Origin of the sequence: Paenibacillus lycopersici (genome assembly GCF_010119935.1) — a bacterium.
GTDB classification, from domain to species: domain Bacteria; phylum Bacillota; class Bacilli; order Paenibacillales; family Paenibacillaceae; genus Paenibacillus_Z; species Paenibacillus_Z lycopersici.
This window is the reverse complement of the sequence record NZ_CP048209.1, coordinates 1,140,757-1,161,103: the sequence shown is the minus strand read 5'-3', so window position 1 is coordinate 1,161,103 and position 20,347 is coordinate 1,140,757. Positions and strand designations below refer to the sequence as shown.

Below are 20,347 nucleotides of genomic sequence, written 5' to 3'. Positions count from 1 at the left end.
CCATCCATTATTCTGCCGTTATTCCTCGTCGCCCTCGCACCTTCTGCCTTGCTTATTCCGCACAGCCGCTGCCGAAGCCGAGCCATTCCAGCTCCGTCATCTTCTGCACCGCCTTCACGTACTCCTTGTAATGCCGGTGATCGGGGGCCGGCTTCGACTGCGCTGCCTGCTTGCAATGGGCAAGCGAGCGCATGAAATCGCCTTTCTTCTCATAGCAGAGCGCGAGCAAATAATACTCCCGGGCGAACGATTGTCCGGCTTCTACGCCGAGCCTCAAGTTGCCCGGATAGGACAGCGAGCCCTTCAGATCGCGGATCGCCTCGTCCCAGCGCTTCTCCCGCAGCGCTTGCTTCGCCCTTCCGATGAACGCATCGTGGTACAACGTCCTCAGGTCGGGCATTCCTTTGAACGGGTTCTCCCAGTTGCTGAACGGGAACGAACCGAGCAGCGCGATCGCTTCGTCATAGCGGCCGAGCTCGTTGTAAATCTCGATCGACAGCCGCACGGCGGATTGCGATCCGAGCCCCGGGCCGGCAAGCGCCTGCAAGAGCTTCAGCCGCTTGTCGCTGCGGCCGCTGCGCTTGTATAACCGCGCGAGGTAGATAGCGATATCCTGATTGACGGGAAGCATCTCGAGTCCCTGTTCCAATACTTCGATCGCCTCGTCATCCTTGCCCGCTTCCATGAGCAGAAAGCCGTAGTTGCGATATAAGACCGAGTAATCGAAGCCCAATTCGATGCACCGCGCCCAGACGCGGCCCGCATCGGCGTATCTCTCCTTCGCATTATAGATCAGTCCGCTCATGTAGAGCGCCCGTACCGCGCGATCGCCCAGCAGGCGCACGGCGTCTTCCAGCGCCAGCAGCGTCAGCGGAAGGATCGGGAATACGCCGTCCGGCGAACAGGCTTCCGCCTGCTCGTACAGGCGCGATGCCAATGCGGCGTTGCCGCTCATGGATTCGAGGTATCCGGCGTGGTAGAGCACCAGCGGGCTCTCGGCACCGCCAGGGCTTCCGGCACCGCCGAGGCTGCTGGCACCGCCGAGGCTGCCGGCACTGCCGAGGCCGGTGGCACTGCCGAGGCTGCTGGCACCGCCGAGGCTGCCGGCACTGCCGAGGCCGGTGGCACTGCCGAGGCTGCTGGCACCGCCGGGGCTGCCGGCACTGCCGAGGCCGGTGGCACCGCCAGGGCTTCCGGCACCACCGAGGCTGCCGGTACTGCCGGCACCACCGGTAACTCCGGCGCTCGTCCCGGCATCCGCCGCCAGCGACAGCGCGAAGCGCTGGCCGTCCTCATCGGCAAGCTCCGCGTACCACTCGGCCAGGATCAGCGCGTTATGGACGTCGTCTCTCACGATTGCCCTGCATCTATTGCCGTCCGTGAGCATGTCCAGCTCCGCCGCGGCGTGCAGCCGAAGCGGATCGTTCGCCAGGATGTTCGCCAGCAGCCGCTTCGCCTGTATCAAGTCGCCCCGCTGCCGCAAGGCGTAGGCACGCAGCACGTCCGCGCCTTCGATGCCGGGCGCCATGTCCGCCTTGGCGAAATACCGCTCCGCCCTGCTCCATTCCTTCTCCTTGAGCGCGATCTTGCCTAGCAGCAGATTGGCGGACGGCGCGAACGCCGAGATGTCGTTGACGTACAGCAAGGCGCTCTTCGCATTCTTGTCTTTGCCGTTCATGTAACGGACGAGTCCCGTATAATAATGCAGCTCGTCGGAGAACGGGATCAGCCCGGCCGCGGCCTCGACCGTCGCTTCGGCAGCTGCGTAATCGAGCATTTTGAGCTGCACGACGGCTTTGCGCACATGCGCTTCCAGGTAATCCGGATGCGTCGCGAGCAGGTCATCCAGCAGCTCCAGCGTTTCTTGATAGCGATGCCGCTCTTCAGCCCGGTACAAGCGCACGAGACGCGTCGTCAGATCGTCCTGCTCCTGCGCATGCACCTCTTCCTCGTCCTGATCGGGCGCTTCCTCGGCATGGCGGATCAGATGATCGGCAAGCAGCGAGCCTTCGCCGTCCCGGATCGTCAGCCTCAGCTTGCCTTCGGCCAGGCAGGCCGAGGGGAGCTTCGCCTGCCACTGCTCCGTCCGCTCCGGCGACCAGTCGCCGGCGGCCGTAAACACCGCCGCGTCGTCATGCAGCAGCGAGACGCTGGCGCCGGGCAAGCGTTCATTCGCGAGCAGCGACAGCTGCAGCGCGATCCATCCTTCGGCCTCGGCCTGAAAAGCAGTCGTAAGCACGACATGCTTGTTCGCATACGTGAACGGCCCCGTATCGATGGCCTGCAGCCAATATTCCGACCATTGATGCTTCTGATTCGGCTGAAGATAGTGGTACAGATATTGCGTCTCGGTATTGCCGGCCTGCTGCTCCATATACGGCCCGTCATCGTCGGTCAGCAGCCTGTTCCATTGTTTGCCGTGCTCGTGATTGCCCCAGGACCAGAACTTGCTGCCTGGCACCTCCCGATGATCGCCGACATGTACGCTGCCGGCCTTCTTGTCCGTATCGTAGATGCCGAAATAATCCTCCTCGTTCATCGCCGAGAAAATCGACGAGAACTTCTCGATATTGCGCGCCATGCGCACGTCGACATGACCGTCGTACGGCCACGGCTTGCGGATGCGGTTCTGTTCGTCGATGATCCAGCGGGTCGGATAGCGGCAGACGAGCGAATCCGTGTCCGGATAAGACGCGGTATTCCAATGAAAGAACCGCTGCGGCACCGGCGTCGGATTGTAGATGCGCGTCGTTTGCTCGATATACGCTTTGCCCGGCATCAGCTTAAGCTCGACGGAGAACCGCAGGCCGCTGATCTTATCGGTCTCCCCGACGAAGATCGAAGCGGAGCCGTCGGCATTGGCGCGGACATGCGCTTCCACCGTCTCCAGGCTCGTCGGCCGATGCCCGATGGGGAAATTAAACTCGACGCCGCCCGCGATCCAGGCGCCGGTCAAGCCGATCAGCTGCGGCTTGATGACGTTGTTGCGGTGAAACAGCTCCCGGCCGTTGCGTTTGTCGAACGCGGAATACAGCCGGCCTCCGAGCTCCGGCAGCACCGTCAGCTTCAAGTACTCGTTCTCCGCCACGAGCGCCTCGTACGTCTTGTCGGCTTTGACCTCCGCGATCTCGTCCTGCATTTTATAGGGGTACGGCTTCTCCTGGCGGTATTCGCCGATAATCGGATTCAAGCTCGGCGCTCCGACGGCATACGTCGGAATCGTGATCCGCTCTCTGCCGCAAGCCGTCCGCTGCTCGGCTAACGGATTTGCGCCCGCTGCGCTTCTGTCATTCATCCCGCTCATCCTCCCGCTCCTGTGATTCGCGCTGTCTGTCTGCCCGCCTTACGGCCGGCTCCTCGCGATGCTACTCCAAGTATAGAAGCAGCCGCCAGCGGCGAGTAGTGGACGGAGATGACTTTCCAACGGGAGTCTGATGACTCGTTCGCCTTCGCCGCAATCGCGTGCAGCCGAAGCCAGCACTAAGAAAGGCCGCCCGCATCGCCGCCAATGCGGGATCGGGCAGCCTTTTCGGGACGGGCGGATACCGGACCGGCTCGGACTGCAATTACGAGGCAGCCTTCACCGTGAACGTGCCACTCGCGTTCGAGCCGCGAACCGTGAAGCCATATACGCCGGGCAGGGCCTTCTTGATCATGAAGATATTGTCCCCTTTGCGCAAAGGCGCTTCGAGGTTCAAATCCTTCGAGACGAACGTCATGTCGTCCGCGGCCAGCGACGATACATGGAACACGAGCCTGACCATGACGTCCGAGCGAAGATTGATGTTGCGCGGGTTGAAGCCCGCCCCGTTCACCTCCACCGTCGCCGTCTGCACGCCATTGTCGAGGTCGTATACCGCATCGGCGGATGACGCCTGTCCGATCCTGTCGGCGTTCGAGCTATCCGCATGCGACAGCAGCACGGAGGCGAGCACCGCGACGGCAGCGGCATACATCGCCGATGCCGGAACGGCCGACGATGCCCGCTTCGCCTTGCGCGCGGCTTCCTTCCTCCGGTTCGCCGGCTTCCCCGGTTGCGTCTGCTTCCCCGGTTCCGTCTGCTTCGCCGGTTGCGTCTGCTTCCCCGGTTCCGCCGCTTCGCGGCTATAGCGCTCCGCGGCTTTCTGCAGCAGGAACGCGAGCGCCACGAAAGCGATGTCCGCGCCGATCATGACGGCGTTCGTCACATAGAATCGCGAGCCCGCGAACAGGCCCAGCGCCGCGCCCAACCAGCCCGTCACCGCGGCATTGACCGCGGTCGCCGCGCCGTATCTACGTATATGCGCCATGCCCAGCGCCGTCGCCGATAAGCCGGCAATGCCGGCGGCGAGTCCGAGCCTGTAATCCAAGGTCTCGATGAGCAAGAAGCCAAGCGCTGCGGACGCAAGGAACATAAGCGCGATAGCGGTTATCCTGTTCGCGATACCCGCGGCCATCAAATACGCCGTTGCGCCAAGTACGAGCAGCAAACTGCCGATATACAATGCCACAGAACGGCACCTCCCTCTCCAGCGGTTCTATTTCCTTCTATACGAAGCGGCCATTATAGTTTCGATGCGAAATTGATATCCGGATACACGTACGGCACCGCGGAAGGCTGAGCCGTCTTGATCTCCGTCGCGACGATCTTCATGATCTCGCGCGCCCCCAATTGCGTCTTGCCGATCGTGCCCGTCACCGTCACCCAGGCATCATTCGCGTAATCGTCCGCGTCCGGCGTCTCCACGATCATGCCATAGGGCGCAATATCCGCGATACAGTGCGTCATCGCCATTCGGCCGACGATGAACTGCTCCCCCGCCAGCTGCTTGTCCCGGTAGACGAAGCCCGTGATCTGAATCGGTTTGCCCTGGAAATTGTCGACGAAACGGTTGATCGCTTCGAGCTTCTCGATGAACCATTGATCTTTCATTTCGATCGTATCCTGCTGATAGAGCAGAATGCCGAGCTTCGCGTAGTCGAGATTGTTGGGCTGCGTGCGGAACAGCTCCTTCAGCGCGGGGTCCGTATTGCCCTCGAGCTCCACGAGCGTGAGATCGGCCTTGCCGTCATCCACGGGAGCCGCCCCCATGTTCATGCCCTTGCCGGCCGCAAGCGAACCGGCGAACGCCGTGCTCGGCAGCGCCGCGCCAAGCAGGAGCGGCAGCAGGAACAGGCCGTACAGCCCGCCTTTGCGGAGCAGCGTGCGCGATTGCGGGGAAACGGCGCTTACCGGCGCATGATCATGTCCGCAGCCGCAGACGATGACGCGCGTTCGAAGCGACAGGGCCGCAAGCCGGAACTGCGAACCGGCCAGCGCGAGCAATACGAGCGATGCCGCGACGACGTAAGGCACCAGGCTAGGCGCGATATAGAGCTGCATATCGCCTGTTCGCCACAAGCCGACGATCAGCGCTGCGAAGCCGACCAGGATCAGGCCTCTGAACGCATGATCGAACGCTTCGGCATGCGCGGGTTTCCATCGTATCAAATGATTCTCCTCCTCATCCGTTCAGCAGCAGCGAACCGGCGTAGACAAGCACGGTTACGCAGACGCCGACGATCAGTACGAATTTCGCGCGGAATACGGCCAGCATCATAAGCAGGCTCTTCAAATTCAGCATCGGGCCGAACACCATGAAAGCGAGCAGCGAGCCTTCGCTGAACGTGCTCTGGAACGATTGCGCCACGAACGCATCCGACGTCGAACAGAGCGACAGCATGAAGCCGAGTCCCATCATCAAGGCGTTCGAGCTTCCGGGACCGTGCCCGAGCGCCATCAGATCGGCGTTCGACACGAACGTCTGCAGCAGGCCGACGAGGATCGCGCCGATCAACAAAAACTTGCCCATATCGAAAAATTCGCTGACCGCGTGACCCATGACCTCGGCGAATTTGCCGGGGCGGTGAGCGTGATTGTGTTCGTGGTTGGCATCTTGATGATGATCTTGATGATGATCTTGATGATGATCTTGATGATGATCTTGATGATGATCTTGATGATGATCGTGGTTGTGATGATGATCGTGATGATGATCGTGATGATGATCGTGATGATGATCGTGACGGTGCGCATGCGCCGGCGAAGCGGCCGCCTCTCCCCGCAGCGGGTCGAACCGCACGAAGCGGTAGACGACCAGACCGGCGATTAGCGCGATCACGAACGCCATTCCCATGCGCATGTACGCCATTTCGGGATGACTGCGGAACGCGGTGAACGTCGACCAGAACACGATCGGGTTAATAATCGGGCCGACGAGGATGAAAGCCGCGGCCACATGAATCGGCATTCCTTTGCGAATCAGCTTCCGAATGGCCGGCACCATCCCGCATTCGCAGATCGGGAAGACGATGCCGAGCACCGTCGCCGTCAGAATCCCGAGCACGGGATTCCGCGGTATGAAGCGGCGAATCATGGCGTCCGATACGAACACATGCAAGAGCGCCGATACGATTACGCCAATGAGAACAAAAGGCATTGCTTCAAGCAAAATGCTGATGAACAGCGTTTTGAACAATTGCAGCTTCGGCTCTGCAAGCCAAGTCCCGGGAGCGTTGCTCGATAACAGATACAGTCCGAGAATACAGAGCAGGCTGACGGCTGCAAAAAGATTCGTCCGCGAGGATACGGGCTTATGCCGTACCGTCGTATTTTCCATCCTATTCACGCTCCCGAATCAACCGATGAATACTCGTTCAACGAGCCAGATGCCGCCGAGCAGCAGCGCCGTGCTCGAGCCGGCCAGTACGAATTTCCTCGCATGCCGGTAGCGATGAAGCGCGAAGATAATCGGCAGCGCGGCACAGACGATCGCCAGCTGAACCGTCTCGATGCCGAGGTTGAAGCTGACGAGATCGACGCCGAGCTCCTTGCGCGGAATGTCCATGCCGACCAGAATGTCGGCGAAGCCCATGCCGTGGATCAAGCCGAACAGGAAGGTCAGCAGCCAGCGGTAGCTGACATGCGGACGCGCCATGTTGTCGATCGCTACATAACAGATGCTCAGCGCGATCATCGGTTCGACGATGCTGCCCGGCACGCTGATCCAGCCGAGCACCGTCAAGGTCAGCGTAATGCTGTGCGCGACGGTGAACGCGGTAATCATCGTGAAGTACTGTCTGAAGGATTGTCTGGCGATGAGCAGCGAGAACAGGAAGAGCAAATGGTCGTATCCGCCGAGAATATGATGCATGCCCAGCTTGAAGAACGAATACCAGCCGGATGTCGCGCCGTGACCGCCATTCTCTGCAGCGGCGTTGTCGGACGCATCGGACGTGACGGAAGCCGCCTGGGACGCTCCGCCCGTCTGACTGCCGCCGTTCGCAGCGGCAGCCTGATCAACGTCCGCAGGCAATGCCGCGAACTCGTCGTCCGTAACCTGCATCGCCCATGTCCGGTCGCCGCCGGATAAAGCCGCGGTGCTCCGGCCCGAGCCGAATTGGATCGTCAGCAGGTTCACGTAATTGGTTTTGGCATCCTTCTCGTACAGCTTGTCCGTCAGCGAGACCGACTCGCCTCCCGATGGAGCCGGGTAACGCACTTGCAGGAACACTTTCGTCGCATCGCCTTTACGATCCAGGTAGTAGTTCTCGATCTTAACCGGCGTCTGCGGTTTCCCGCCGATCGTTAACGCGACGTTCTTGTTATAGACCTCGGCGAACGGCGTTTTGACCGCATCGAACTCTTCCGGATCGAGCATGTTGTTGCCGTTGGCGTCGCCGCCTGCCCATTCGATGACCGACAATTCGTCGATCGCGTATGTGACCACGGTGCCGGACTTCGTCAAAGCGATCGTCGTATAGCTGGCGCTATACGCGTGCGCGGAAGCCGACAGCGGAAATAACAGCGCTGCAAGCGCGATCGCAATAAGCCCCCCTATTCCTGCAAATAACTTGCCTGATCTGTGTGCTGGCACGCTTCTGGCCTCCTCTGGACGAAAAACAAGGGGCAGGATGCCGATCTGTCGACACGACACCCTGCCTGGCTTGTCCATCCTTGACTTGTTTACTTGTTCATTAAGTTGTAAATCGCTTGTACCGCTTCCGCGCGGGAAGCGATGCCCTTCGGCACGAATTGATGGCTCGCCCGGCCGTTCACGAGCTTCAGCTTCGCCGCTGCGTTCACGTAGTTCTTCGCCCAGCCCGACACGCTGCCGATATCCGCGAACGCGGATTCGTCCACCGTCTCGATCTGCTGCCCTTTAATGACCGCATAAGCTTTCATCATCATCGCGGCCATTTCTTCGCGCGTGACGAAACCGTTCGGATCGAACGTCGTTGCGGTTCGGCCCGTTACGATGCCATTGCTGAAGGCGATCGCGATCGGTTCCGCATAGAAAGCGCTGCCCGGCACGTCCGTGAACGTTGTCGTCGCCTTGCCGGTCAGCTGCAGCGCGTTCACGAGCAATTTCGTGAATTCGCCGCGCGTGATGGCCCGGTTCGGTTCAAACGTCGTGTCGCTCGTGCCGTTCACGATTTGCTTGGCCGTCATTTCTTGAATGACGTTGTACGCCCACGAGCTCGGCGGCAGATCGGAGAAGTTATGCGTCACTTTCAGCACCGCATACTTGCTGAAGTGGCTGATCTTCGCCGTCATCTCGCCGTTCGCGTATTCGCCGCCGAGGTACTCCAGCTTGCCGTCATCGCCGATGTAGTAGATGCCGAACAAGCCCGGATTCGCGGCTACGACCGAAGGATCGACCTTCAGGCGAATCGTGATTGGTTCATTGAAATGCGTCAGCTTCGTCGTCTCGCCCGAAGCCGTCGTGAAGCTCAGGCTGAACTCGTAAATTTGACCTTCGGCCTGGATGACGGAACGGCTGCCGCTCTCGCTGCCCGAAATCGCCCGCTTGGCATCATCCGAGCTCAGCGGCGACATTTGGAGGGAGATCGTTCCCTCCGAGAGATCCGCTCCCGGCACTTGAGCTGTCAGTTGGTTGAACAGGCTCGGCGGCAACTGCAGTTCCACGCTGCCCGACTGTACCGCAAGCGAGCGGCTGCCGAGAAGCTCGAAAGCATTGCCCGGCAAGCTGACGGAAGTCGTTCCCGACTTCAGCGCAACCGTCGTTACGCTGCCCGATTGCTGCTGCAGCGTCGCGGCGGTTACCACGGTAACGTTGGCCGGCGTTTCGGTCGTACCGGTGTTTCCGGTGTTGCCGGTATTGCCGTTATTGCCCGTGTTTCCGTTGTTGCCGTTATTGCCGTTGTTGCCGTTATTGTCGTTATTGCCGTTGTTACCGTTATTACCGTTGTTGCCGTTGTTACCGTTGTTACCGTTGTTACCGTTGTTACCGTTGTTACCGTTGTTACCGTTGTTACCGTTGTTACCGTTGTTACCGTTGTTACCGTTATTACCGTTATTACCGTTGTTGCCGTTGTCCGCCGGCGTCTTCGCAGGTACCTTCACCGTAATCGGTGCCGTATCTGCCGTATCGCCGTCGGATGTCCTCGTCACCGTCACGATGACCTGGACGGTTGTCGCCGCATCCGGCGGCGTTACCGTGCCGTCTGTTGCGATGACACCTTCCGGCGTCACGCTCTTAATCGCGTACGCGAATCCTGCCGGCGCGTTCGGCAGCGAGAACGATGTTGCATCCTTCGCCGGTGCCGTCAGACTCGTCAGTGCCGCTGCGATTTCGCTCGCCGTATCGACGTGCTCCGCCGGCGTCCTCGCAGGTACCGTCACCGTGATCGGCGCCGTATCAGCCGTATCTCCGTCGGATGTCCTCGTCACCGTCACGATGACTTGGACGGTTGTCGCCGCATCCGGCGGCGTTACCGTGCCGTCTATTGCGATGACGCCTTCCGGCGTCACGCTCTTAATGGCGTACGTGAACCCTTCTGGTGCGATCGGCAGCGAGAACGATGTTGCATCCTTCGCCGGTGCCGTCAGACTCGTCAGTGCCGCTGCGATTTCGCTCGCCGTATCGACGTGCTCCGCCGGCGTCTTCGCAGGTACCGTCACCGTGATCGGCGCCGTATCTGCCGTATCGCCGTCGGATGTCCTCGTCACCGTCACGATGACTTGGACGGTTGTCGCCGCATCCGGCGGCGTTACCGTGCCGTCTGTTGCGATGACGCCTTCCGGCGTCACGCTCTTAATGGCGTACGTGAACCCTTCTGGTGCGATCGGCAGCGAGAACGATGTTGCATCCTTCGCCGGTGCCGTCAGACTCGTCAGTGCCGCTGCGATTTCGCTCGCCGTATCGACGTGCTCCGCAGGCGTCTTCGCAGGTACCGTCACCGTGATCGGCGCCGTATCTGCCGTATCGCCGTCGGATGTCCTCGTCACCGTCACGATGACTTGGACGGTTGTCGCCGCATCCGGCGGCGTTACCGTGCCGTCTGTTGCGATGACGCCTTCCGGCGTCACGCTCTTAATGGCGTACGCGAACCCTTCTGGTGCGATCGGCAGCGAGAACGATGTTGCATCCTTCGCCGGTGCCGTCAGACTCGTCAGTGCCGCTGCGATTTCGCTCGCCGTATCGACGTGCTCCGCCGGCGTCTTCGCAGGTACCGTCACCGTAATCGGTGCCGTATCTGCCGTATCGCCGTCAGATGTCCTCGTCACCGTCACGATGACCTGGACGGTTGTCGCCGCATCCGGCGGTGTTACCGTGCCGTCTGTTGCGATGACGCCATCTGGCGTTACGCTCTTAATCGCGTACGCGAATCCTTCTGGTGCGTTCGGCAGCGAGAACGATGTTGCATCCTTCGCCGGTGCCGTCAGACTCGTCAGTGCTGCAGCTATTCCGGCCGCGGTCGCATCGACCTTGGCCAATTCTTGCGTATTGCGAACGCGAATCCGCAATCCGCCGGAATATCCGCCGGACAACCCGACGGCTTGCAGCGTGTCTCCGACGCTTAGCACCGGAATCGGCCCGCTCTGGTCGATAATGTAACCGTCCGCGAACACAAGCACCGGCCCGCTGCCGTCGTCAATGACATACGAGTTGCCGTCAGGGACCGAGGTCACGGTTCCGAGCACTTTCACCAGCTGCCCCAGATTCGCGTTCGCCGACGCATCATGCGTGCTGACCGGCTTCGGCGCTAACGGCGCTCCGGAACGCGCTTTAACGACGCTGTTCGCGAACCCGTTGTACTCGAGTTCAATGTTATTCTCGAATATGCTGATATGGCCGTATACCCGCACGACGTCTCCCAGGGAGAGGGTGTGCTCAGGCAGCTCGTTGAACGCCATGATGCCGCCCGTCTCGTCTTGCAGATAGAACGCATCGAAGAAGACTTCCGAATCGGACGTTACCGTACCCTGTACGACGACATCCGTGCCGACCGGCAGCGCGCGCGCCTCCGCGATCGAATTGACGACCGTCTCGCGGTGCGCGAGCCAGTTGACGGCATTCAGCGCGAATTCGTTATTCCCCTTCGCGTTATAGCTCTCGTCCATCTGCTTATCGTTGAAAATATTCATCCCCGAAACGATGATTCTTCCCGCTCCAAGCGTCTCCGACGCGATCATCGGAATCGCCGATCCGCCGGTCAGGTCGGCCGGAGCCGGGGATGCCGAAGCTTTGTACGTGTACGTATCGCTCTTCACCTGCGAAGCAAGCTGGAACGTCGACTCATTGCCTCGTGCCAGAATCGTGACCGTGCCGCTGTCGGTCAGCGCCCCTTTGGCCGAACCGTCGTTCTTCGCCAAGCTGGAGCCGCTGTAATACTCGATCGTCGGCACGAAATCCGTCAAATAATTGCCCACCGGCTTCGGATGCAGACGAACGGAGAAGTTCGAGGTCATCGGCGTGCTCCAGAAGTTGCCGTCGATCGTCTCGTCGACCACTTCGTCGTTATTCATCACGATCGAGGAGCCGAGAGCGGCCAGAATCGGATTCAGATTCTGGTTCGAGCCGCCGTAGTTGCTCTTGTCCGCCAGCCAGAGCGAGCCTCCGGCAGCGACGAAATTAGTGATCGCCGTCATCTCGTCCGCGCTGTAAGCCGAAGCCGGGTGCGAAATGTACAGCACGGATACGCCGTTCAGGACCGCGTCCGTGATCGCCGGCGTCGCGTTCTCGGCAATCGTATAGCCTTGAAGCCTCATCTGATTCGTGAACATCTTCAAGTTATCTTTGTAGCTGCCGCTGTCCTGCGTCGTATTCTCGTTGCGCTTCGAGGCGTCGATCAGAATCTTCTTGCCGAGCGGCGCCTTGATCGAGAAGGACTGATGATATTCGTTCAGCGTCGTTCCCTCCGCGGTCAGCACGACGATAATGTCGTGGCTGCCTGCCTCCGGGCTGTTCCAGATGACGCTTGCCGTCGTCGATTTGCCGCTCGCGAGCGAATCGATGGTCGTCTGACCGATCAAATGACCGCTGTCCTGCTGATCGTAATAGAACGATGCCTTCAAGCCGTTCAGGTCTTCCGTCCCTTGATTGCTGACCGAAGCGTTCAGCGTCGCCGCGTTGCCGCCGATGATGGCGCCTTCCGCCGGCGTGATCGTGCTGACCTTCACCGCGACCGGTTCTTCCTGCGACCAGAACGGCGCGGAATAGATCTTGTCGCCGTCGGCTTGCGTGACGCGGACGACGAACCATTGCTGGCCGCTTAGCGCGGTAACGGTCGGTTGCCAGCTGAACGAAGTCGATGCGGACGTCGGCGTATACGATGCCGCAACGACGCCGCCGTTCGTAATCAGTTCAACCTTCGCGACATTATCGTTGGACTGCGTCGCGATGTAGCTGTAATGCGGGTCGGACTTGTTCTCCAGCACGTCGTCGCTGCCTGTGATGTTGAAGGACAGCGTCTTGCTGTCGACGGTCGAGCCCATATACCAGCCGTTGGCCGTCGCGTCCAGCTTGGCGTTCGGGTCCTCGGTCATATAGACGCGCATGTTGCGCATCGCGTCCATGAGCGAATCCGTCGTCAAATCTCTCGCCACGATGACCGTGCGCCGTTTCGTCTGGCCCCAAGTCGCGTCATGGTTGTCTTCGCCGAAGGTCGGCGCGACATGCCAGCCGATATCGAGCGCTTTGTAGTACAAGTTCTCCAGGTTCACGTAGGCATAGTTGCCGGAACCGTTGCCGACCTCGAACATCGTGAACAGCTTGTCCACCTGCTTGTTGTACGGCAGGAAGCTGTTGAACGAGCCTGACGGCGCGTTCGGATGGTTGAACTGCGCGACGATGTCGTCGTAGCTCATCACCCACGAGTAGTACTTGTCCAGGTCCTGATACATGCCGCCGTCTTCAACCCGGTCGATGAAATTGTCCGTGCCGAACACGTTCGAATGGCCCCATGTCGTCGACGTCATCTCGAATGCCGGGAACACGACGAACTGACCGTCTACCGTATTCGATTGCGCCAGCGACTTGGTCAGCGCCCAGCTCTCGCCGCCTTTGCGCTCCGGCATGCCGCCATGGGTCGCCGCGTCCGCCGCCGTTCCCCGAATGGAAGCATCGATATCGTGGGAATGGTCGGAGAACGCAAAATAGTCGTAGCCGTAATATTTCGCTTGATTAAGCGCGGTTTGCGGATCGCCGTGCGCGTCGTGCGAAATATTCGTATGGTTGTGCGTCGTGCCGTAGTAATGGTTGCCGCCCGTGAATCGCTCTTCGATCGTGAACGTCCACGTTCGATCCGTTATATTGCCGCGCAAGTCTTGGATGATCAGCCGCACATGATGTTCGCCGACAGCCAGATCGTTCTCCGAGGTGAGCGCGAGCGTCGCTTGCGTCGCCGAGAACATCGTTTGATCCGTGAAATCGATATCGTCGATCTTCAGCGAAGCGCGCGTCAAATCAATGCCGCTCGGATCGTTATACGAGACGGAAATCTGCGGATGCAGCGTCTCGAATCTGTCGCCATCCGCAGGCGTTAGTCTTGTGATCGCAGGACCGTCTTCATCGGTGACGATATCGATGACGATCGGCTCCGCGCCGCTGCCGGATTCGGCCTTGTCCGCGCCGGACAACGCTTCGATGTAATAGTAGAGCTTGCCCGTCGTCGGAACGTCCACTTGCGGGATATGGCCGTTGTAGTACACCTTATCCGCGGAAGTCAGCTCGATGGAGCGATAGCTCTCCGCGGCCGCCCCTTTATAATAGAGCGTGACCGAATCGGCGAACTTCGCCATGGCCTCGAAGCCGACATCCACGCCGAGGTACGCTTTCGGAAGCGGCGTATGGCTGAACTGCAGCACGCCTTTGGCATCGGCGGCACTGCGCGGCATCAAGCGATAGCCGCTATCGTACGGGGATACCCGATCCGCTTGATTGACAATACCGGTAAAGGTATACGTCTCGTTCATCGCGATCGTATTGCCCGTCATGTCGATGCCCGAGCCTGCCGTCACCCGGACGATCAACGTATGGCCCGCGTCATCGCTCAACGTCACGTCCGTATCCGTGCCGGAAGCGGCAATATTCGTGACTTTGCCTTTGATCGCGGCCAGTCGGCCTTCCAGCGGTTCCATGACCGCCGCCGTCGAAGCCTGCTCGATCGCGACCGCTGCCGCTGCCGGCTGGCCTTGATCGCCCTCGTCTTCGATCGAGGACGCCAGGAGCTGAACCATGCCTGCCGTGAACGCGATCGTACCGGAAACCTTCACCTTGTGGCCCGGAACGATCGTAACGCTCGGCGCGGCGCCGGCGATCACTTGCAGACCGCCGGTCGCGTCCTGCAAATAGAAGCTGGTCGCTTCCGTGCCCAGCGCGCCGTTCGCCGTCGTAACGATGCCTTCGACCGTTACTGCATAGCCGGCTTGCAGGGTCATGCCATTCGCATCCACTGCCCTTGCGTCGCTAATCGTCGAGACCGCGGGCTTCGTATAAGAAGCTGCATCGATGCGGGTATACGGGCTTTCCGTATTCGCATACGTATGCGTCATATAGACGGTTTGAATGCCGGCTGCGTTCGCGATGGCCATCGTGAACGAGCCGTTAACGCCAGCCGTCGCCTCCCCGACCTTCGTGAGAACGCCGCCGACATAGGCGTACGCCTTCACCGTCGAATTCGCCACGGCAGCGTCCGCTGCTCCGACTACCGATGCGACACCGTCGAACGTGATCGCGGAAGCGGCAGGCGCTTCTTTATACGAAGCGTTTTTAACGATGATTTCGGATGGCGCTGCCGCAGCTTTCGGCACGAAAGTGACGAAATCCTTGGACGGATCCTTCGTGAAGTAAGCGCCGTTGCGCAGACCGACTGCTGCGCGCGGATCCGAACCGGACTCGGTTCTGCGGATCATGACGCCGCTTGCGATGTCCGATGCGACAAATGGCGTTCCCCATACGAACGTTTTGCCGGCAAAGAGGGACAAATCGCTGCCGTAAGCGATCAAGTCGACGATATTCTCGTTATTCTGATCTGTCGTCGCAGTCGATGCCTGCGTCAGAATCATGATGCCTCCGCCCGAGCTGCCCGCATTCGGCCCCAGACTGCCGGATACGTCCGCCGTCGCCGGAACGGCAGCCGGCCCGTTGGCATTGGCCGCCCCGGATACCAGATAGTAGCCGTGCGCTTTAATCATTCCGCTAAGCGTCGTGCCGGAGCCCGTCGTCTTGGGCGTGCCCAATGCGCTGTATTCCATAACCCAGCCTTGCAGGCTGATGTCATGGTCGGTACGGTTGTACAGCTCGAAGAACTTGTTCTTGTACACGCCGTTCGCCGTGCCGCTGACGTTCAGCATGCTGAAGACGACGTCGCCGGGATTAACTTTGGTCGCGTTCGGAATCGCAAAGTCGACGCCGGCTTGGGCGCTGATAAGCTTGTTCGCCGCCTTGGCGGCCACGTAGATTTTCGCATTGCCGTCCGCGCCGACAAGGCTGGCCGTAAAAGAACCATCCGCCGCGGCCGTCGTCGTACCGGCCGATGTCGTGCCGTCCGCCAAATAGACGGTAACTTCGGAGCTGCCGACAACCGCTCCCGCCGATCCCGACACCGTCGAGTAGCTGGCATAGGTGATTTTGGCGGCATTAGGAGTCGCCGTTCGCCCGACCGATACGCTTGCCTTCGCGCTCTCGTTCTTGTCGGTTTCAGTCGCGGTCAACAATACGGTTCCCGCGTTCGTCGGATTGCTGATGGTCAGCGCGAAGGAACCGTCCGCGTTCGCGGTCGTCTGCCCCAGCATCGTGTTGGCCGCATCGTATGCATGTACGTCCGAGCTCGCCGGCACCGCGCCAGCATCGCCGGTTAGCGTCGTATAATCGTCCGCGAATGTGATTTTCCCAGGAATCGGAGCTGCCGTCGCCGGCGTGCCGCTTCCGCCGTCGCCGCCGGTTTCGCCGCCGCTGCCGTCGCTTGCTTCGCCGGTGACGATAATATTCTCGATCTGGCTCGTGCCCGTATCGGCGAAATTGCCATTTCCGCTAATGTTCGACGTGCCTGCAATTGCCCATCTCAGATAGAGCAATGCCTGATTGTCCGCTTGGGATGGCAGCGCCACTTGATTCAGCACGCCAGTCGTCCAATCGTTCTTGACCGTGATCGCTCCCCCGGCCACGTCGACCCAGCCCGAAGCAGGATCCAAGCTGTATTGCAGCTTGAAATCTCTCGGTCCTGTCCCCGAGCCCCGTTGAACCGAGGATACCTTCAGGTTCGAATAGCCCGTCGAGACGAGCGAGACCTGCCAGTAACCGTCCGCCGGCCATTTACTGCCGCTGACTACCGGGACCTTAGGTGTTGAGTTGTCGTTGGAGAAAGCAACCGTCGTTGCGTTCGTCGTCACTTTCTTGTCTTTGTTGACGTCAAGCGAAACCTCTTGGTTCGCCGGAACGTCGACAGCGGCATTCGCGCCGCTGCCTGTCCCGTCCCACTTGACGAGCGTCGCCGCCGCGGCCGCCATCGCCCGCGGCAAGAAGCTCGCAGGCTGCAGCAGCGAGAGCAGCATCAGGACGGACAGCGCAACGCCGAATATTCTTTTCTTTCTTATAACCGAGTCAATCACTCGTACGCCTCCGTTCAATCGATTTGGATAAGGTGGCCATTTCAGGGAGGTAGGATATGACATCATATTACATAACGTGGTAATATAAATAGAACTGGCTTATCCATGGCAAATAAACCGCCGATGCGCCGGTTTCATCAGAAGCCGCGGTCCGTATGCCCCGCCAAAAGCTAGCGGATCGCGGTTATTCGATTCCTACTTATCGCTTGCAAGTGGAAACTCCTTTCTCCGGATATTCATATGAAGACTTGTCGTACCGACCTCCGCATGTCAGTATAACAGCTTTGATTTCGACAATTGTCATCGCAATATTAATGTTTCGTTATCTCGACAGATGAGACAGATGAGTATGCCGAACTACTCCGATCCGCGCAGCCTATGAACGAAGACGCATTCGCCCAGCCCCCTCGCGCACTCCTTCATGTAGAAACGTAGACGCATCGGCAGGCCGGGACGGATGGATACTATGCAAATCGCATCGCGCCATGAGAAAGGCCGCTCGTTCCTTGTAATAGGAACGAGCGGCCTTTGCTGCCGGTAGAACATGTTGAGGTTAGACATGCGGTGTCTATCAGCCTCGCCAAGCCAGCTTATTGCTGCGGGGCCATATTGGTATAAATGACGTCCGCCGTCACCTTGCCGGTGCTGACGTCCTGGGAAGTGAAGCCCGAGACGATATGGCCGACTTTGAATTCCTTGCTTAACAGCTCTTCGGACGGCTTCACGGCCGTCGGCTCTTGGCTGCCGAACTGCGTCTGATCCGTTACCGAAACCCACAGATCGCCGACCTTGAAGCTCTTGCCGTCCGCGCTCACTTCGGAGATGACGCCCTCGATGTTGACCGCTACTTTGCCCATGATCGGCGGCTTCGTCGTCGCAGCCGGGGAATTGGTCGTCGGAGCCGGCGCAGCCGGCGAGCCCTGGTTCTGCGTCACCGCGACAATCCCGAGCGTCAATACCGCACATGCCGCTATGCCGACCGTCCAACCCGTTACTTTTCTTTTCATCGCCGTTTGCTGTTTCATAGTTACCCTCTCCTCAGGTGAAATTAGATTCGTTCGCGCCGCCTTGTCCATCTCCGCCGACAGCTTCTTATAGGTTGCTTCGTTGAAATCCTCGCTTGTCTTCACGTGATCCATCGCCGATTTATATAACGACTCCTTCATCCCCTTGGCCTCCCATCTGTTCTTTCAATATCATGCGCCCTCTCGCAAGCCATGTTCCGACCGTCGCGGGCTTCGCCTGCAGGATCGCGGCGATTTCCTGGATCGAGTAGCCTTCGTAATAGTGCAAATGTATCGGGATGCGATACTTCTTATCCAATGCCAGCACGGCTTGCAGCACGTCGCTTTCTTCCTTCGGGAGGTAGCTCAGGTCCTCGGGGACGGGGTTTCGGCTTCGGAACCACCCGGTTTTCAGCATGTTTTTGCTCTTATTGATCGTCGTGCGAATCAACCACGCCTTCTCGTGCTCCCGATTGGCGAATACGGGCCGCTTCTGCAGATAAGCCAGGAACACGTCCTGTGCGACCTCTTCGGCATCCGCCGTATTCTTCAAGTAGGCAAACGCGATCTTGATCAAGCTTTGCGCATACAGTTCCAAGGCCTTCCGTACAGATTCATTGCGCTCGGATGAAGCGTACACCTCAGCACCTCCTTTCACTTGTAATACAATCGAGAGGGCCGGAATTTTTCATGGGGCTTAAACTTTTATTAGGATAGGGCGATTTGCATAAAATAAACGTCGGGCGGAACGAAAAAAAGACACCGCAAAGGTGTCTCGGATTGTTGAGAACGATACGCTGCTTCGAGCAGGCCCGTGGCAAACCGCGCCCCGGCGCACGAACAGATCCTGCTGCCGCTTCGCCAGCGTGGCATGGACTGCTGGTACCGTTTCGAACCAGCCGGATTCATGACGGCTGGTTCGCGGTGCGTCCGTTGATGCTAGGAAGCGGACTGGAGTTGACAGGAGTTCCGTTATTCGCTTCGTTATGACGTTTTTTCGTGTGCTCGCGGACAGGAGATCCGCTATATCGGCTGATTAGCCTGTTTTCGTTGTCATTCGGTGACATTAACGGATCCTGTGTCCGCGCGCTGCCCTAAAAGCCCGATTTCCCCCAAATAACGGAACCTGTGTCCGTGAGTCTTAGAGGGGGATGCCTTCCTTTCCGTACATGCGACTTAGGCGGCGTCGGACTTTCTCGATAACCCGAGACACCGCAATTCTGCAACAGCCTGCGGAGCGCAACCACGATTTCCGCGCTCGTCATGCACGCCTTCGGATCTAGCCAACCGGCTTGCTGACCGGTGATTACGCTGGATTCAACGATCCACGCGATACCTTCCTTCGCCCCTATCGTCCTTGTCCGGCGCTAGCGCATCATTCGCCGGACATACTCCTTCAATCGGTAATCGGGCTTCGTGCCCAGCTCCTGCTGCAGCAGCTGCTCCAGCCTGTGATATTGGCGGAGCGCTTCGTTGCGATTCCCTAATTCTAGCTGCAGGCGGATCACCTCGTGATGGATGTCTTCCCGCAGCGGGTCGAGCTTCAGGATGACGCCTAAATCATGCAGGGAATCAAGCGGCCGGTCATTCGCCAGGCGGCGTCTATACGCTGCTTCCAGCTGTTCCATGTACTGCTGCTCGAGCCGGCGTCGTATCGGCGTGATCCATTCGAACGTCTTGCCCTTCAGCAGCTCTCCCGCGTACAGCGCCTCCGCCTGCCGGAGCAGCTGGTCCGCCCGCTCCGGCTCCGACCGGATTTGCTTCAGCAGCCGCTCGAAGCGATACAAATCGCAATCGATGCCGTTCTCTTCCATGCGGATTTCCGTCTTCCCCGCGTGCATCACGCTTCCGATCTTGTCCGCATCGATCGCTTGGCGAATATAATAGAGCGTCGAATTCAAGTTTTTGAGCGCCTTCTCCGTCTCCATATCGGTCCATAAGGTTTCAATGATTTCCTCCCGGCTCACCGATCGCTTGCATAAGAGGAAGGCGAACAGCTCTTCGGTCTTCGGACTTCGCAGCTTGATCGGCGCAGCTTGCCGGTCCCGGTTGTATATCTTCAATTCGTTCAACAGCTGCACGCGCAGGGAAGGAGCGCCGCTCCGCTTCTTGTCGATCCTGCCTAATGTCCGGTTCAGCCGCTCCGCCGTGACCGGCTTCAGCAGATAGTCCAATGCGCTGATATCGAAAGCCTGTACGGCATAGTCTCCGTAACCGGTCGCGAACACCAGCTGTATGGAATCGTCAAGCTCGCGCAGCTTGCCCGACAACGTCATGCCGTCCATTTTCGGCATGGCAATATCCAGGAAGGCGATATCGATCCGGTTCGTTTTCGCGAATTCATACGCCTCCGACGGCTGCAGGAACGAATGGCACTCGCCGAACTCGCCGCTCTCGAGCAGCAGTCTGCTCAGCCGCTTGACCGACAGCTCCTCATCATCTACAATCATGGCCGTTAGCATGTCGT

General features: G+C 59.4%; 9 protein-coding genes. All 9 read right to left on the bottom strand.

What is annotated here, in order from left to right:
* Nucleotides 1–52 precede the first annotated feature (52 nt).
* Nucleotides 53–3,295 carry a DUF5107 domain-containing protein gene (locus tag GXP70_RS04980; RefSeq protein WP_162355451.1) on the bottom strand — a complete coding sequence of 1,081 codons (3,243 nt, stop codon included), beginning with the start codon at nucleotides 3,293–3,295 and terminating at the stop codon, nucleotides 53–55.
* Nucleotides 3,296–3,566: 271 nt separating this feature from the next.
* A complete protein-coding gene (locus GXP70_RS04975) occupies nucleotides 3,567–4,490 on the bottom strand; it encodes a cupredoxin domain-containing protein (protein ID WP_162355450.1) in 924 nt (307 codons plus the stop codon).
* A gap of 53 nt (nucleotides 4,491–4,543) precedes the next feature.
* Nucleotides 4,544–5,470 (bottom strand): TIGR03943 family putative permease subunit, encoded by a 927-nt coding sequence (locus GXP70_RS04970; RefSeq protein ID WP_162355449.1) that lies wholly within the window; start codon nucleotides 5,468–5,470, stop codon nucleotides 4,544–4,546.
* Between the two features lie 13 nt (nucleotides 5,471–5,483).
* Nucleotides 5,484–6,638: a permease gene (locus tag GXP70_RS04965; protein WP_162355448.1), complete on the bottom strand. Its 1,155-nt coding sequence runs from the start codon at nucleotides 6,636–6,638 to the stop codon at nucleotides 5,484–5,486.
* A gap of 18 nt (nucleotides 6,639–6,656) precedes the next feature.
* Nucleotides 6,657–7,895: a HupE/UreJ family protein gene (locus tag GXP70_RS04960; RefSeq protein WP_162355447.1), complete on the bottom strand. Its 1,239-nt coding sequence runs from the start codon at nucleotides 7,893–7,895 to the stop codon at nucleotides 6,657–6,659.
* A gap of 89 nt (nucleotides 7,896–7,984) precedes the next feature.
* On the bottom strand, nucleotides 7,985–16,876 hold the full coding sequence (locus tag GXP70_RS04955; protein WP_162355446.1) for an S-layer homology domain-containing protein: 8,892 nt from the start codon (nucleotides 16,874–16,876) through the stop codon (nucleotides 7,985–7,987).
* Between the two features lie 590 nt (nucleotides 16,877–17,466).
* The gene (locus GXP70_RS04950) at nucleotides 17,467–18,042 is read right to left on the bottom strand and encodes a hypothetical protein (RefSeq protein WP_162355445.1); all 576 of its coding nucleotides are present in this window, start codon (nucleotides 18,040–18,042) and stop codon (nucleotides 17,467–17,469) included.
* Nucleotides 18,023–18,520: an RNA polymerase sigma factor gene (locus GXP70_RS04945; protein WP_162355444.1), complete on the bottom strand. Its 498-nt coding sequence runs from the start codon at nucleotides 18,518–18,520 to the stop codon at nucleotides 18,023–18,025. Before GXP70_RS04945 ends, GXP70_RS04950 begins: the two co-directional genes overlap by 20 nt.
* A 727-nt stretch (nucleotides 18,521–19,247) precedes the next feature.
* Entirely contained in the window at nucleotides 19,248–20,342 is a 1,095-nt protein-coding gene (locus GXP70_RS04940; RefSeq protein WP_162355443.1) for a BTAD domain-containing putative transcriptional regulator, read from the bottom strand.
* Nucleotides 20,343–20,347 lie beyond the last annotated feature (5 nt).

What these genes read in the sequence shown, in the direction of transcription:
- GXP70_RS04965 (WP_162355448.1), bottom strand. Translation starts at nt 6,638, where the DNA reads ATGGAAAATACGACGGTACGGCATAAGCCCGTATCCTCGCGGACGAAT.
- GXP70_RS04940 (WP_162355443.1), bottom strand. Translation starts at nt 20,342, where the DNA reads ATGCTAACGGCCATGATTGTAGATGATGAGGAGCTGTCGGTCAAGCGG.
- GXP70_RS04950 (WP_162355445.1), bottom strand. Translation starts at nt 18,042, where the DNA reads ATGAAGGAGTCGTTATATAAATCGGCGATGGATCACGTGAAGACAAGC.
- GXP70_RS04980 (WP_162355451.1), bottom strand. Translation starts at nt 3,295, where the DNA reads ATGAATGACAGAAGCGCAGCGGGCGCAAATCCGTTAGCCGAGCAGCGG.